Source organism: Sphaerotilus sp. (genome assembly GCF_041083715.1).
Classification (GTDB): Bacteria; Pseudomonadota; Gammaproteobacteria; order Burkholderiales; family Burkholderiaceae_C; genus Sphaerotilus.
Genome location: NZ_JBFPGY010000007.1, coordinates 1 through 14,584 on the forward strand (window position 1 = coordinate 1; position 14,584 = coordinate 14,584).

The window sequence follows — 14,584 nt, forward strand, 5'->3', positions numbered from 1 at the left end:
GCGACCCGCGGCGACATCGGCGCCGCGCTGGCCTGGGTCGCCACGCAGACGACGGAGTTCCATGCATCGACCCGCTGGCTGCCTGCACACGGCCAGCACCAGACCATCCTCGGCGCGAGCTGGACCGGCGGCCCGGAGCTGACAGCACTCGCCGAGGTCTGGTGGGACGGGCTGGCACCATCGCTCGCCGCACAGCGCAATGCCTACGGCCGCCTGGCCTGGCAGCACGAGGCATGGCAGGTGTCGGCCGACGCGCTGTGGCAGCCGACCGATGGCGGACGGGTGCTCGGTGCAGGCGTGCAATGGCAGGGGGACCAGTGGCGCGCCGAGGCGGTGTGGCGCGTCTTTGGTGGGCCGGTCACCGCGGCGCTGCGCCACACGCCCTCGCAGCAGATGGGCGCGCTGGCACTGACCCGCAGTTTCTGAGTATCCCTGTGCCATTGCCTGCTACAACGCTGCCCATGACGCCCCGCCCGGACCAACCCCGCTGCTGGCACTGCTCCGCGCTGCGCCGCACGCTGACCACGCTCGGCATCGCCACCGCGATTTCAGTGGCCCTGACACTGGTGAGCCACGGCCACTTTGTCGACAACCTGGTGTACTCGCTGTGCATCGGGCTGCTGTGCGAGGCCGTGCTGGACGGCGGACGGCGGGCACTGGCCTGGACCATCAGCCGCCGCTCGCCGGACAACCACGCGGCGCGCCATGGCTGGCCGGGTTGGGGCTGGATGGGCGTGTGCATTGCCATCGGCGTGCCACTGGCCTATGTCGGTGGGCATGCGCTGGGGGATGCGATCACGGGCTACCACAGCGGCCTGGGCGACTGGCGCCCCAATGCCGCGATGCTGATGGTGTCGCTGACGCTCGGACTCGGGGCCACGTTCTTCTTCAAGTCCCAGGGAGAGCTCGCCGCCAGCCGCGCCGCCGCGGAGTCTGCCCTGCGCATCGCGGCGGAACACCGGCTGAAGCTGCTGGAGAGCCAGCTGGAACCGCACATGCTGTTCAACACGCTGGCCAACCTGCGGGTGCTCATTGCACTCGACCCACCGCAGGCACAGGCGATGCTCGACCATCTGATCGCCTTCCTGCGCAGCACGCTGCAAGGCTCGCGCACGGCACTGCATCCGCTGCACACCGAGTTCGACCGACTGCGCGACTATCTGGCCCTGATGACCGTGCGCATGGGCGAGCGCCTGCAGACCGAGTTCGAGCTGCCGCCACACTTGTCGGACATGGCCGTGCCTGCGCTGCTGCTGCAGCCGCTGGTCGAAAACGCCATCCGCCACGGACTGGAGCCGGCGATGGCGGGCGGCATGCTGCGGATCAGCGCCAGCCGCATCGACGGTCCGCAAGGCGCGCGGCTGCGGCTGCACGTCTTCGACAGCGGCACCGGCCTGAACATCCACGCATCCGCACCGGCATCCGCACCGACCGGAGGCACCGGGTTCGGCCTGCCCCAGGTGCGTGAACGCCTGCGCACGCTCTACGGCACCGACGCCAGCCTCCAGTTGATCCGGACCGACGCGACCCAGGATGCACCGGCCGGCACACTGGCCCTCATCGACCTCCCCTTGCCCGCACCCACCCTCGCGCCGACACCATGACCCCACGCACCGCCCTGATCGCCGAAGACGAACCGCTGCTGGCGGCACACCTGCGCGCCGAACTGGCGGAAGTCTGGCCCGAACTGTCGGTGGTCGCCCTCGCTGCAAACGGCGTGCAGGCCCTGGATCGGGCGCTGGATCTGCGGCCGGACGTGTGTTTCCTCGACATCCGCATGCCGGGGCTCACCGGGCTGGAAGTGGCGCATGCACTGGCCGAGGACTGGCCCGACGACCCAGGCGCGCCGTTTCCGCTGCTCGTGTTCGTCACCGCCTATGAACAGCATGCGGTACAGGCGTTCGAGTTGCAGGCCGTGGACTATCTGCTCAAGCCGCTGGTCCACGCGCGGCTGCAGTCCTGTTGCCTGCGGTTGCAACAGCAACTGGCGCGGCGCGACAACCTGCATCCTTCGGAGCCCGATGGTCTGCACACCCTAGCGCGCCAGCTGCAGTCCCTGCTCGCGCCGTCAGGTACCACGCAGCCGCGTCTGGAGTTCATTCCGGCCCAGACGGGACACACGGTGGAGATGGTGCCGCTCGAGGAGGTTGTCTATTTCGAAGCGGCGGACAAGTACGTCCGGGTACTGACTGCCGAACGCGAGCATCTGATTCGAATGTCCTTGCGCGAATTAATCAATCAAATTGATGAAAGGCGCTTCTGGCAGATTCACCGCCGCATTCTGGTGCAGCCACGATGCATTTCCCGCGCCGTGCGCGATGAGCAGGGAAAGCTCAGCGTGGTGCTGCGCCAGCGCAGCGAGATCCTGCCGGTGAGTCGGGTCTATGCGCATCTGTTCAAGGGAATTTGAACAGTCTGTGCATATTGCCAAGATCAACCGCAGCCCAGACCGCTCAGAAGCGACGTTGCTCCTGCACAGCCCGCTGCAACTCGACCAGTTCGTCGAGCACCTCGGTGGCGAAGCCTCGGCGCCCAGGCCGCGAACTGATGAGCAATTCATCGAAATAAGCGTTCACCGCCTCGTCTTCACCCCAAAGAATCGCGAATTTGTTCACGATGTGTGGGTGCCTTTTCGCCGTGATGAGCGGACGGACCGTCACCGAAAGGGATTGCAGCCACCGGGCACCATACCCATTCAGACGCTCGGCCGTGAGCATCGAAGGCACCGAATGCTGGAAATCGGCAGGGACCGAACGAGCACCTGCAGGGGAGTTGGAAAACCCGGTCGTTGACAGACCCGGCAACGATGTGGCGCTGGTATGGCTGCGCGCACTGGAAAAGTCGGACTTTTGCATCAAGGCCCCCATCAATTGAACGCTCGGAGACATTGTGCACTCCGTAACGACTTGTATTGCCGGATCGGTCCTGAAAATTGCCGACTGTGGCACGAGATTTGTGGTTTCGCCCTCAGAAACGACGGCATGCATGGCCGTGGTGGCACGCCAGACTGGCAGTAACTCCGACTGGATGGCCGGATATTCGAAGCTCATGGACTGAGCCTGTTGCCTTCCGTCTGGAAAAGATGCCCTACCGGGGTATGCCTCGGCCCGGCAAGTCGCCCACCGCACCATTTCAGAGCGCTTTCCAGCGCGCCGACGGCGCGACCCGCTGCGCGTTGGCTCCCACGCCTCGACACGCGGATACAGCACCGCATCATCGGCAGGGTCAGGCATCAGGGTTTCGAAATCTGGAATCATTTCCCACAATTTCCACATGGTCATGTCAAGGTGTGACGCCATGTTAGTGATGCGAACCTTGGTGCATGCCCCACACATCGCGGGGGACCGCCGTCCGACAGCCCCCCTGAATGCCGGTGCCACATGCCCGTTGCAAAGCAGGACTTGCAAATCGAGCGCCAGTTCGGCGAGGTGCACCCCGTCGCTACAATCGTTCGACCTCCCCGCCTGACCTGGCGTCCGATTCTTCACGCACCTGACCACTCCGCCTCTGTCTCATGAGCGACGCGAACAAGACCCCTGCCGACGGCGCCGCCGTCGAGCACAAAACCAGCAATTTCCTGCGCGCCATCATCGAGCGTGACCTGGAACAGGGCACCTACGCCAGCCGCCGCTGGGCCGGCACCCCCGGCGACGCGACACACCACGCCACTGGCGAGCCCGACCCCGCGAAGATCCGCACCCGCTTCCCGCCCGAACCGAACGGCTACCTGCACGTCGGCCACGCCAAGAGCATCTGCCTGAACTTCGGACTGGCGCGCGACTACGGGGGCGTCTGCCACATGCGCTTCGACGACACCAACCCGGAGAAGGAAGAAAAGGAATACGTCGATTCCATCCTCGATGCGGTGCAGTGGCTCGGCTTCGGCTGGGACTCGTCGTTCGGCGGTCAGCCGGAAAGCCATCTCTATTACGCGAGTGACTATTTCGACGTGATGTACCGCGCCGCCGAGGCGCTGATCGAGCACGGCCACGCCTATGTGGACGAGCAGACGCCCGAGGAGATGCGCGCCAACCGCGGTGACTTCGTGCACCCCGGCAAGGACAGCCCCTTCCGCAGCCGCACGCCCGCAGAGAACCTCGCCCGATTCCGCGAGATGCGCGATGGAGCGCACCCGGACGGCGCCATGGTGCTGCGCGCGAAGATCGACATGGCCAGCCCGAACATCAACCTGCGCGACCCGGCCATCTACCGCATCCGCCGCGCGACCCACCACAACACGGGCGACCGCTGGTGCATCTACCCGATGTACACCTTCGCGCATCCGATCGAGGACGCGCTGGAACAGATCACCCACTCGATCTGCACGCTCGAATTCGAGGACCAGCGCCCCTTCTACGACTGGCTGCTGGAGCGCCTGATCGAGGCCGGCCTGCTGCAGGCACCGCCACCACGCCAGTACGAGTTCGCGCGGCTCAACCTCACCTACGTCATCACCAGCAAGCGCAAGCTCGCGCAGCTCGTCAACGAGGGCCACGTCAACGGGTGGGACGACCCGCGCATGCCTACCATCGTCGGCCTGCGCAGGCGCGGCTACACGCCCGAGGCCATCCAGCTCTTCGCCGAGCGCATCGGCGTGACCAAGGCGGACAGCTGGATCGACTACGCGACACTCGACATCGCCTTGCGTGACGATCTGGAGAACAAGGCCCACCGCGGCATGGCCGTGCTCGATCCCGTGAGGCTCGTGTTGACGAACTGGGACGACGTCATGGGCACCGGGCATCTGGAGCCATGCTCGCTGCCTGCGCTGCCGCATCCGCCCGAAGGCCAGTCTGCACCGGCTGCACGCCAGTTCATGATCGGCCGGGAGGTCTGGATCGAACGCGAGGACTTCGAGGAGGTGCCGCCCAAAGGCTACAAGCGGCTGTTCCCGGGCAACAAGGTGCGTCTGAAAGGCGGCTACGTCGTCGAATGCCTCGGCTGCGCGAAGGACGCCGAAGGACGCGTCACCACCGTGCTCGCCGCAGTCGTTCCCGATACCAAGAGCGGTACGCCCGGCGCGGACGCCGTCAAGGTCAAGGCGGCCATCACGTGGGTCAGCGTGGCAGATGGCGTGGCTGCGGAGGTGCGCCTCTACGACCGCCTGTTCGCCGATCCACAGCCAGACGCCGGCGGCAAGGACTTCAAGGCCAGTCTGAATCCGGCGAGCATGCGCACGATCACCGCCTATGTCGAGCCGTCACTCGCCCAGGCTGCGCCGGACGCGAAATTTCAGTTCGAGCGCTTCGGCTACTTCGTGGCTGATCGGATCGACCATGCCCCCGGGCGTCCGGTGTTCAACAAGATCACCGGCCTGAAAGACGGCTGGAAGTAAGCCAGCAGGGCCTGTTCACGACGCTGCCGAACGGCCTGCGTCCGGCAGCCCTGCCAGTTTCTTGCGCAGCTGCCGCCGCTCCAGACGGAGGTCCTCCTGCAGGTGCGACAGGTTGAGCACCAGATCCTGCAGCCGCGCACCAGGTCCGACCATGCCGCCCAGCGGCACCGGAGCCGACGCCAGATCACCGAAGTTGGAGCTGTTCACGGACTGCACCTGCACCACCCGGTCCCGCAGATCGACGAACTGGTGGGCCAGGTGCTCGCCGTTGGTGCGCAGTTCACCTTCCACGGTGCCAAGGCGCCGGTCCATCTCCCCGAGATGCCGCGCCAGCAGGCTCTCCAGCCGCTCGAAGCGCGCATCGAACACCGATGCCACGGTGTCAGGAGCGGCCGTGTCCACCAGCCGCTCATAGTGTGCCGACAGGGCCTCCCGTGCGCGCGTCACGTGCGACTCCAGATACTGGAGCTGTTGCTCCAGCGCACGCTCCCGATCCTTCAGACGCGTTCGCGATCCGTCCAGGCGATCGCTTGCTGCGCGAAAACTCCGGTGCGCCCGGAGCCCCCAGACAGCGATCGCCACGGCGAGCAACAGCACCGACACCATCAGGAGGATCCGCGCTGCAGTGATGTTGGGGGACTCGTTGATGTCGATCAGACTTGGCACCGCCGTGGTCGCGGCCTTGAACTGGAGCCGGGCCAGGTCGTCGTTCAGATAGGCAAGCACGCGGCTGCCCGCCATCGCCAGCGGGACCAGCCATGCGCAGGACACGACCACGGTCCATCCTGCCGCCACCCCGGATTTGATTCGACTCCACATGCGCAATTCCTTGCTCCGATGAAGCCATCATTTCCCTGCACAGGCCGATCCGGTTCTATTTGTTACCAAATTTCACAAATAAACGGGATTCACCATATCAAATACCCAGCAACAAGTTACTCAACTAAATCAAAAACTCAGATTTACAGACGAATATGTAAAACTTCCTCAGCACACCATCAGAAATCAGTCATTCAATTTAAGGATATTCCCGCTTGCACACGGGAACTCTGCGCAGAAAATAAACTCGCACAACCCGAACAGGCCATGCTGAAGCAGCAGCATCCAGGCCGACTTGGTACAAGGAAGGACGAACCATGTCAGATCACCATACGCCCGGCATTCCACCGATGCCGCTCCTGCGGCGCCTGACGCGCTGGCTAGGCTCAGGCAAAGGCACGGGTCGCGCCGGCTCGAACGGCATCGACAGCGCTCGGATGGACCTTGGCTACGAGGCGGCTTATGCACCCAGACAGACCGACCGGTCCGCGGCGCCTTCACGCTTCGAAGAAGACCACTTGTCGGCCTGAACACCACCACCGGCATCGGTCGCTGGCATCGACCAGCTGCCAGGTGCCCCGAACAGACCCAGCGCCAGCGCCTCGGGGTCGTTGATGGTCCGGAGTCGGTCGTGGGCCAGTGCAGCCTCGGGATGGCGCCGCCGCAACAGTTGGAGCCATTGCTTGAGACGCCCGGCCCGGTAGCGGGGTTCGAATTGCGCGCCCACCTGCGTCCAGAAGTCCTGCAGCAGGTGCATCACGGCAGGCCAGTCCATCCTCTGCGGCCCCATGCCGACAATGGCCAGCGCCAGCCCGGGATCGGCGACCAGGCCACGGCCCAGCATCAGGGTGTCGCACCCGGACTCTGCCTGGCAGCGCCGCGCATCGTCCGCGGTCCAGATTTCTCCATTGGCCACGATCGGCAGGCCCGGCACTTCGGTGCGCACGTCGGCGATGCGCGCCCAGTACGCCGGCGGCCGGTAACCCTGGTCGCGGGTACGCGCATGGATGACCAGCTCCGACGCCCCCGCCTCTGCCACCGCCCGGGCGCATTCCACGGCGCGGCGGTCGTCCGCCACACCGAGCCGCATCTTCGCCGACACGGGCATGTCCATCGGCACGGCCGCACGCACGGCCGCGACGATGCGCCCCATCAGCTCCGGCTCGTCCAGCAGCGCCGCACCGCCGCGGTGGCGATTGACGGTCTTGGCAGGGCAACCGAAGTTCAGATCGATGCCGGCCGGACCGAGTGCGGCCAGGCGCGCAGCGTTGTCAGCCAGACACACCGGATCGGATCCGAGCAGTTGCGCGCGCACCGGCACCCCCGCAGACGTGTGGCCGCCGTTTCGCAACTCGGGCAGGATGCGGTGGAATACGCGGTCCGGCAGCAGCGAGTCGGTGACACGGATGAATTCACCGACACAGCGCTCGATGCCTCCGGCCCGGGTCAGCAGATCTCGCAAGGTGCAGTCCAGCAGCCCCTCCATGGGAGCCAGCAACAATCGTGGAGTGTTCATGTTCCGAAGTGTCCCCGATCCCGGCGGGTGCCCTGCAGCGCATAATCCGGCGAGCCCATCTGACGAATCCCATGGCCCTATACCGATGCAACCGATGCGGGCACCTGTCCGAGCCCGCCGATGACCAGATCGGCACGACCTCGGCCTGCCCGGCCTGCGGCACCGACAACCAGGCCTACCCCACCATCCCGTTCCTGCGGACGATGCTGGACCGCTACTTCGCCACGCGCCGCGAACTGAACGAAGCGCGGACGGAAATCGAGCGACTGCGCCTGCATGCCGGAGAAACGGTGGTCCAGGCCGAACCCGCACCGCATGCGCACACCCTGCCCACCGATTTCGACACCCGCAACACCGACCATTTCTGCAGCCGTGTGCAGGTTGCGCCCGTGCTGGACTGGTTCCGCCAGGCCGGCGTGACGGCCGATCTGGACCCGCGTTCCCTCGAAACCTCGGGCCATTTCGACGAAGTCTCGGCCAACATCGGCACCCACTACCCGCGCCTGCACGAGATCGTCGAGCGCATTCGCCTGGCGCAGCAGCAGGATTACAGCTTCATCAACATCGACCTGAGCAAGCGCACACCCGAAGAGGTGACCACGCTGAACGATTTCTGCCAGACCCTGGGCGAGAGCGGATTCCTGTCGAAATACCTCCGACAGGAAGGCGATCAGGTGGTGCGCCTGTCGCTGCAGAAGGCCGAGGCGGTGCGGCGCTTCTTCGATGGCGGCTGGCTGAGCTGGTTCAGCTTCATGCTCGGTCTGCGCCACCTCGTCAGTGCGGGCGTGGAGTTCTCGGTCGCCCGCGACGTGAGCCTGTCCTGGCCCAAGGACGAGGGGCATGCACTGGATCTGGTGTTCCTGATCGGTCAGGACAAGCCGCTGTGCGTGCAGTGCCGCACGGGCGAGGTGGTCCCGTACCTGGACCGCCTGATCCATGTGCGCGACCGGCTCGGTGTCGCCGCGGACAACTACCTGCTCTGCGTCAGTGACCTGACCGAGCAGCAGGCCGATGAACTGTCGCACCGCCACGGCCTGTTCATCGCCACACCGCAGACGCTCAAGGCCTGGTTCGAGCGCCGGGTGCCGACGACCCGCTCAGCGGCCTGAAATCCGGCGCACCAGCGTCCAGATTCCCAGCGCCAGGGCACCGGCGACCATGCCGGCCACACCGTTGAACAGCAGTGGCAGCACGGTCTCGACGGCGCTGCCCAGCGCGGCAGCGCGCGGCGTCCACTCCGCGAGCAGGTGGTGGGCCGCTGGCACGCCATGGGTCAGGATGCCGCCTCCCACCAGGAACATCGCGGCGGTGCCGGCCACGGTCAGCCCCCGCATCAACACCGGTGCGGCCTGGAGCAGTCCGCCTCCGAGCATCGCCATCAGGCCGCTCCGGGTGCGTACCAGGTACAGCCCGAGGTCGTCGAGCTTGACGATGCCGGCGACACATCCATAGACACCCGCCGTCATCAGCACCGCCACGCCCGCCAGCACGGTGACCTGCGTCAGGAAATCCGTGCCGGCAACGGTACCCAGTGCGATGGCGATGATCTCGCCCGAGAGGATGAAGTCGGTCCGGACCGCTCCCTGGATCTTGTCGCGCTCGAACATGACCAGATCGATCTCCGGATCGGCCAGCGCCTGGGCCAGCTCGGCATGGCGGGCATCGTCCTCGGCAGCGCTGTGCAGGAACCTGTGCGCCAGTTTCTCGAACCCTTCGAAACACAGGTAGGTGCCGCCCACCACCAGCAGCGGCGTGATCAGCCAGGGCGCGAACACGCTGATCAGCAGCGCCACCGGTACCAGGATCGCCTTGTTGAGCAGCGACCCCTTGGCCACGGCCCACACCACGGGCAGTTCACGCTCGGCGGCAACCCCGGTGACCTGCTGCGCGTTGAGCGCCAGATCATCGCCCAGCACACCCGCCGTCTGCCTGGCCGCGACCTTCGTCAGCAGAGCGACATCGTCCAGCAGGGTGGTGATGTCGTCGAGCAGGGCGAACAAGGTGGCAGCGGCCATGGACAGGACTCCGGGTGATGGACCCGAAGATCCTAGCGCAGCCCGGCGGTGCAGCCACCGGCGCGCCGCGCTATCGCATCCGGTAGGTCATCTGCAGATAGACCAGCGCCGGCCGGCTGTCGCCATCGGCGCCCATCGGGGGCACCAGCATCAGATTGACGCCAAGCCGATCGTCCAGCAGCCCCGCCGACAACGTCGGCAGCAACGCCGGCACCCAGGCCCGCCGCCCGCTCCAGCTGACCGAGCGGTAGAACGCGAACGCTCCAAGTCCCAGGCCGACACTGGTCGCCCCCGGCACGCGCCATTCCTTCATCAGCGAGGCCCCCGCGTAGCCGCCCCACACATTGCGTGAATCCTGCATCACGCCGGCCGACTGCCGCCAGTTCCAGTCGGCTGCATCTGCCTCCCGGCGTTCGAGCCCCAGTCCGGGATGCTGTTCGTTCCACTGGTGGCCCGGTGCGCGGGTCTGCTCGAAGTGGTGGGAGACACCGGCGGTGTGCAGCAGCCACTGGGTCGACTCTTGTGCGTGCACCAGACCGGGGCTGGTCCACGCACCCGACACCAGCAGCCCGGCAGCAAGCCACGCCGACCGCCTGGAACGCCCGATGGAGCCTGTGTGATCTTGAGTGCGATGTGCCATGCGAAACCTTGTCTGCCGGTTCTATTTCACGAAGCACACAGCCTAAGGAGACCGCACCTCGGTCACCAGACCACGATCACAGGTCACCAAGGCCAGGAATCGGGGGTGCGGCAGGATCCTGACAACACCGGATTGGCCGTGGTTCGAGTTCGTTTTTGACACTTCGACGCGGACACGGCGGCCTAGCATGACGACATGCCCAGCCAGTTCCTTGCCCGAATCGAACACCCGTCGGTGGCCCCGGCCACCCGCCGCAGCAGTTGGGCGGTGATGCGCAGTGTCGTGTTCGCGCTGTCGCTGCGCGAACTGAAGACACGCCTGGATGGTCGCTGGGGCGGCGCGGTGTGGGTGATCGGCGAGCCCCTGCTCAACACCCTGGCCATGCTGGCGCTCTACAGCGCGATGCGGGCGCAGACGATCGGCGGGGTGGACACGCTGCTGTTTCTGGTCAGCGGCCAGATGCCTTTCCTGCTGTTCAGGTCGCTGGCACTGCGTCTGATGGAGGCCATCGACTCCAATCTCGGGCTGTTCGCCTATCGGCAGGTTCAGCCGATCGATGCCGTCATCGCACGCGGTGTCGTCGAAGTACTGGTCTTCAGCGTGGTGATGGGGGCCTGCATGGCGGCGCTCGGATGGGCCGGTCACCCGGTGGTGCCGAAGATGCCACTGGAGCTGTTTGCCTCGATCGCCCTGCTGATCGTGCTCGGCAGTGCGCTGGGACTGCTCCTGGCCGTCGGCACGGCCCCCCCTCTCAACCGGCTGCGCGGCCTGGTGGCCATGCTCTTCCTGCCCGTCTACGTCACCTCCGGCGCACTGATGCCGCTGGGCAGCCTGCCGATCGCGCTGCGGGGCTACTTTCTCTACAACCCCATCGCCCATTTGCTCGAACTGCTGCGCAGTGCCTTGATCGGCCCCACCTACCAGGCCAGCCCACAAGTCGGCTGGTCGCTGCCGATGCTCTGGGCACTCTGTCTGATGCTGGCCGCCTTGGGTCTCTACCGTGCACGCCGCTACCGTCTCCAGATGGGCTGACCACCACATGCTTGACCTGATCGATGTCACCAAGAGCTACCCCAGCCGCCTCGGACGGCGCTACATCTTTCGCGACTTCAATCTGTCGATCCCGGACGGTTGCAACGCCGGTCTGATCGGGCCGAACGGCGCAGGCAAGTCGACGCTGATGCGCCTGCTCGGCGGCCTGGAGCACCTGGACAGCGGTCGCATCGCCACCAATCGGCACGTGTCCTGGCCGATCGGGCTGGCCGGTGGCCTGCAGGGGTCGCTGACCGGGCGCGACAACGTGCGCTTCGTCTGCCGCATCCACGCCGCGTCGGCCGACGAGATCCGCGCGCATGTGGCCTTCGTGCAGGAGTTCGCCGAGATCGGTGCGGCCTTCGACCTGCCGGTGAAAACCTATTCCTCGGGCATGCGCTCGCGGCTCATGTTCGGGCTGGCCATGGCCTTCGATTTTGATCTGTACCTGATCGACGAAGTGACCGCCGTGGGCGACGCCGCGTTTCGCAAGAAGAGCCAGGAGCTGCTGCAGGAGCGCCTCAGCCGCTCCAATGTCATCTACACCAGCCACAACATGGGCGAGATCGCGCGCCTGTGCAACCTCGTGGTGCTGCTGAAGCCTGGCTCGGCGACCATCTACCACGACGTGCAGGAAGGCATTGCCGCCTACCAGCAACCAACCGCCGTGTCCCAACGTGAGGCCGTTCCTGCATGAACCGACTGAAATCCCTGTGGCGCAAGCACTGGCTGGCCTTGCTGACGGTCGTGCTGCCGATGGCGCTGGCCGGGCTGTACCACGGCCTGCTGGCCAGCGACCGCTATGTCAGCACGACCGTGATCACCGTGCGCCGTTCCGGGACCGATGCGCCCACCCTCAACGGCCTGTCGATGCTGCTCCCCGGTGCCGCCTCGATGTCGCAGGAGGACACGCGCTACCTGCGCGAGTATCTGCACTCGCAGGACCTGATGCTGCGCCTGGACAAGGAGCTGAAGCTGCGGCAACACTACGAATCGGCACACGCCGACGTGGTCTACCGGCTCGATCCGGACGCCAGCCAGGAAGACATGCTCGATTACTGGCGGCATCGGGTCGAGATCTCGCTGGATGACCTGAGCGGCCTGCTGACCATTCGGGTCCAGGGTTTCGACCCCGACCAGGCACAACGCATCAATCTGGCCCTGCTGCGCGAGGCAGAGGCCTTCGTCAATGACATCTCGCACCGCATCTCCGACGAGCAGCTGGCGTTCGCCAAAGGAGAGCTGACCCGGGCCGAGGAGCAACTCACCGCCGCCCAGCGCACGGTGATCGACTTCCAGACCCACCACCGCATGCTCGATCCGCAGGCCGACGCGCAGGCCACCGAGCTGCGCGCCGCCGAATTGCGCACACGCCTGACCAAGCTCGAAGCCGACCTCGCCACCAAGCGGGCATTTCTGCACGACGACGCGCCAGACATCGTCACATTGAAAGCCGAACAGGCGGCCGTCCAGCAGCAGGTTGGCCGCGAAACCCAAAGCGCCATCGCGCCGGGCAGCGAGGCACTGACCAGGCTGTCGATCAACTTCCATGACATCAAGACACGCGCGGCTCTGGCCGATGGCGCCTACCGCAGCGCGCTGGCCGCCGTGGAAGCCACCCGCGTCGAAGCCAGTCGCAAGGTGAAGAGCGTGGTCGTCATCGAGCCTCCGACGCACCCGGAAACACCCGAATTCCCGCGTCACCTGTACGAGCTGTCGACGCTGCTGCTGCTCTGTATCGCCCTGTTTGGCATCGCCCACCTGACCATGGCCACCGTCCGGGAACACCAGGACTGACCCAGGACCCCAAGATGAAACTCCTGACCACTCTGGCACGGTGCGGCCTCTGCGCACTCGGGCTGCTCGGCGCACTCGGAACCACCATTGCGGCGGCAGAAAACGCCACACCAGCACCCGGCACAGCCGCACCGGCGACCGCGGCCGGTGCGCAGAATCCGCTGACTCCACCCGTCTTCGGAGCGCAGATGTTCAAAGGACGGTTCGGCAACCAGTCCTTCACCGGGTTCAACCCGGACTACCAGATCGCCATCGGCGACCGGGTCAGCGTGCGCATGTGGGGCGCGTTCGCGATGGACCTGGCACAGCCCGTCGATGCCCAGGGCAACATCTTCCTGCCCAATCTCGGGCCGATCCGGGTGCAGGGTGTGCGCAACGGCGAGCTGAACGACCAAGTCCAGCAGCACGTCAAACGGGTCTTCCGCGCCAACGTCAGCAGCTATGCCAGTCTCGACGCCGCGCAGCCCGTGAAGGTCTACGTCACCGGCTATGTCCGACAGCCCGGGCTCTACAACGGTGTTTCGTCGAACTCGGTGCTGTACTACCTCGACCAGGCTGGCGGCATCGATGCCGAGCGCGGCAGCTATCTGCAGGTGGACGTGCTGCGCGCCGGGCGGCTGCGCAGCCAGTTCAACCTCTACCGCTTCCTGACCGATGGCCAGATCGAGCACATCCAGTTCCAGGATGGCGACACCGTGGTGGTCCACCCACGCCAGCATGCGGTCCAGGTCAGCGGCGAGGCGTTCAACGCGTATGTGTTCGAGATGGCACAACCCTCCATCCCCGCCCGTGAGCTGATCGCCCTGGCCCGACCGAAGCCCGGTGCGACCCACCTCAGCATCGTGCGCAAGATCGGTGCGAACAGCCGCAGCGAGTACCACGCGCTGGCCGATGCCGGCGATGTGCGCATCGAGGACGGCGACGAGATCACCTTCACCTCGGACAAGTCCCCTGGCACGATCCTGGTCCGCATCGAAGGCGCCCACCAGAGCGAGCGCACGCAGATCCTGTCCTACGGCGCGACCCTGGGCGACGTGCTGGTGCGGATCCAGCCCCTGCCGCAGGCCAACCTGTCAGCCTTGCAGCTATTCCGGCGTTCGGTGGCGGTGAGACAGCGGGAGTCGCTCGACACCTCGCTGCGCAGCCTGGAAACATATGCCCTGACCGCACGCAGCGCCACCAGCGAAGAGGCGTCGCTGCGCACGCGCGAGGCAGACCTCATCATGAAGTTCATCGAACGTGCGGCGGCGGTGCAACCCCGCGGGCAAGTCGTGCTGGACCAGTCCGAGGCGGCCCGGAACACCACACTGGAAGACGGTGATGTCATCCGCATTCCCGAGCGCAGCAGCCTGGTGCTGGTCAGCGGCGAGGTGCTGTTCCCCAACGCCGTCGTGCACGATGCGAAGTCCCGGGTCATCGACTATGTCCAG

The 14,584-nt window shown here is 65.9% G+C and carries 14 protein-coding genes; 9 read left to right on the forward strand and 5 right to left on the reverse strand.

All coding sequences use genetic code 11. The features are described from left to right. The 3 genes from AB3X43_RS00205 to AB3X43_RS00215 all read left to right on the forward strand — a co-directional run. The coding region (locus AB3X43_RS00205; protein ID WP_369427886.1) for a hypothetical protein at positions 1–426 on the forward strand (426 nt) is incomplete at its 5' end. A 35-nt stretch (positions 427–461) separates the two neighbouring features. After that, positions 462–1,604, forward strand: a complete 1,143-nt coding sequence (locus AB3X43_RS00210; RefSeq protein WP_369427887.1) for a sensor histidine kinase — start codon at positions 462–464, stop codon at positions 1,602–1,604. Then, entirely contained in the window at positions 1,601–2,410 is an 810-nt protein-coding gene (locus AB3X43_RS00215) for a LytR/AlgR family response regulator transcription factor (RefSeq protein ID WP_369427888.1), read from the forward strand. Before AB3X43_RS00210 ends, AB3X43_RS00215 begins: the two co-directional genes overlap by 4 nt. A gap of 43 nt (positions 2,411–2,453) precedes the next feature. Here AB3X43_RS00215 and AB3X43_RS00220 read toward each other — a convergent pair whose 3' ends face one another. Continuing rightward, positions 2,454–3,050, reverse strand: coding sequence for a hypothetical protein (locus tag AB3X43_RS00220; protein ID WP_369427889.1), 597 nt, complete (start codon positions 3,048–3,050; stop codon positions 2,454–2,456). Positions 3,051–3,514: 464 nt separating this feature from the next. On the opposite strand from AB3X43_RS00220, the gene AB3X43_RS00225 reads away from it, so the two are divergent. Beyond that, complete coding sequence (locus tag AB3X43_RS00225) at positions 3,515–5,335, forward strand: glutamine--tRNA ligase/YqeY domain fusion protein (protein WP_369427890.1); 1,821 nt, start codon at positions 3,515–3,517, stop codon at positions 5,333–5,335. Between the two features lie 15 nt (positions 5,336–5,350). Here the strand turns inward: AB3X43_RS00225 and AB3X43_RS00230 are convergent, their stop codons facing one another. Beyond that, on the reverse strand, positions 5,351–6,154 hold the full coding sequence (locus tag AB3X43_RS00230) for a hypothetical protein (protein WP_369427891.1): 804 nt from the start codon (positions 6,152–6,154) through the stop codon (positions 5,351–5,353). A 460-nt stretch (positions 6,155–6,614) separates the two neighbouring features. Then, positions 6,615–7,670 (reverse strand): tRNA dihydrouridine synthase, encoded by a 1,056-nt coding sequence (locus AB3X43_RS00235; RefSeq protein WP_369427892.1) that lies wholly within the window; start codon positions 7,668–7,670, stop codon positions 6,615–6,617. 71 nt (positions 7,671–7,741) lie between these two features. On the opposite strand from AB3X43_RS00235, the gene AB3X43_RS00240 reads away from it, so the two are divergent. Continuing rightward, positions 7,742–8,779: an FmdB family zinc ribbon protein gene (locus tag AB3X43_RS00240; protein WP_369427893.1), complete on the forward strand. Its 1,038-nt coding sequence runs from the start codon at positions 7,742–7,744 to the stop codon at positions 8,777–8,779. On the opposite strand, the gene AB3X43_RS00245 is transcribed toward AB3X43_RS00240, so the two are convergent. Continuing rightward, positions 8,768–9,685 carry a DUF808 domain-containing protein gene (locus AB3X43_RS00245; RefSeq protein WP_369427894.1) on the reverse strand — a complete coding sequence of 306 codons (918 nt, stop codon included), beginning with the start codon at positions 9,683–9,685 and terminating at the stop codon, positions 8,768–8,770. The genes AB3X43_RS00240 and AB3X43_RS00245 overlap by 12 nt on opposite strands. A 70-nt stretch (positions 9,686–9,755) precedes the next feature. After that, complete coding sequence (locus AB3X43_RS00250; RefSeq protein WP_369427895.1) at positions 9,756–10,325, reverse strand: hypothetical protein; 570 nt, start codon at positions 10,323–10,325, stop codon at positions 9,756–9,758. 195 nt (positions 10,326–10,520) lie between these two features. Between AB3X43_RS00250 and AB3X43_RS00255 the strand changes: the two genes are divergently transcribed. The 4 genes from AB3X43_RS00255 to AB3X43_RS00270 all read left to right on the forward strand — a co-directional run. Beyond that, complete coding sequence (locus tag AB3X43_RS00255) at positions 10,521–11,357, forward strand: ABC transporter permease (protein ID WP_369427896.1); 837 nt, start codon at positions 10,521–10,523, stop codon at positions 11,355–11,357. A 7-nt stretch (positions 11,358–11,364) separates the two neighbouring features. Continuing rightward, entirely contained in the window at positions 11,365–12,054 is a 690-nt protein-coding gene (locus AB3X43_RS00260) for an ABC transporter ATP-binding protein (RefSeq protein WP_369427897.1), read from the forward strand. Next, positions 12,051–13,154: a KpsE/RkpR family capsule polysaccharide export protein gene (locus AB3X43_RS00265; RefSeq protein ID WP_369427898.1), complete on the forward strand. Its 1,104-nt coding sequence runs from the start codon at positions 12,051–12,053 to the stop codon at positions 13,152–13,154. The genes AB3X43_RS00260 and AB3X43_RS00265 overlap by 4 nt, the downstream gene beginning before the upstream one ends. A 14-nt stretch (positions 13,155–13,168) precedes the next feature. Next, on the forward strand, positions 13,169–14,584 hold a 1,416-nt coding region (locus AB3X43_RS00270), incomplete at its 3' end, for a polysaccharide biosynthesis/export family protein (RefSeq protein ID WP_369427899.1).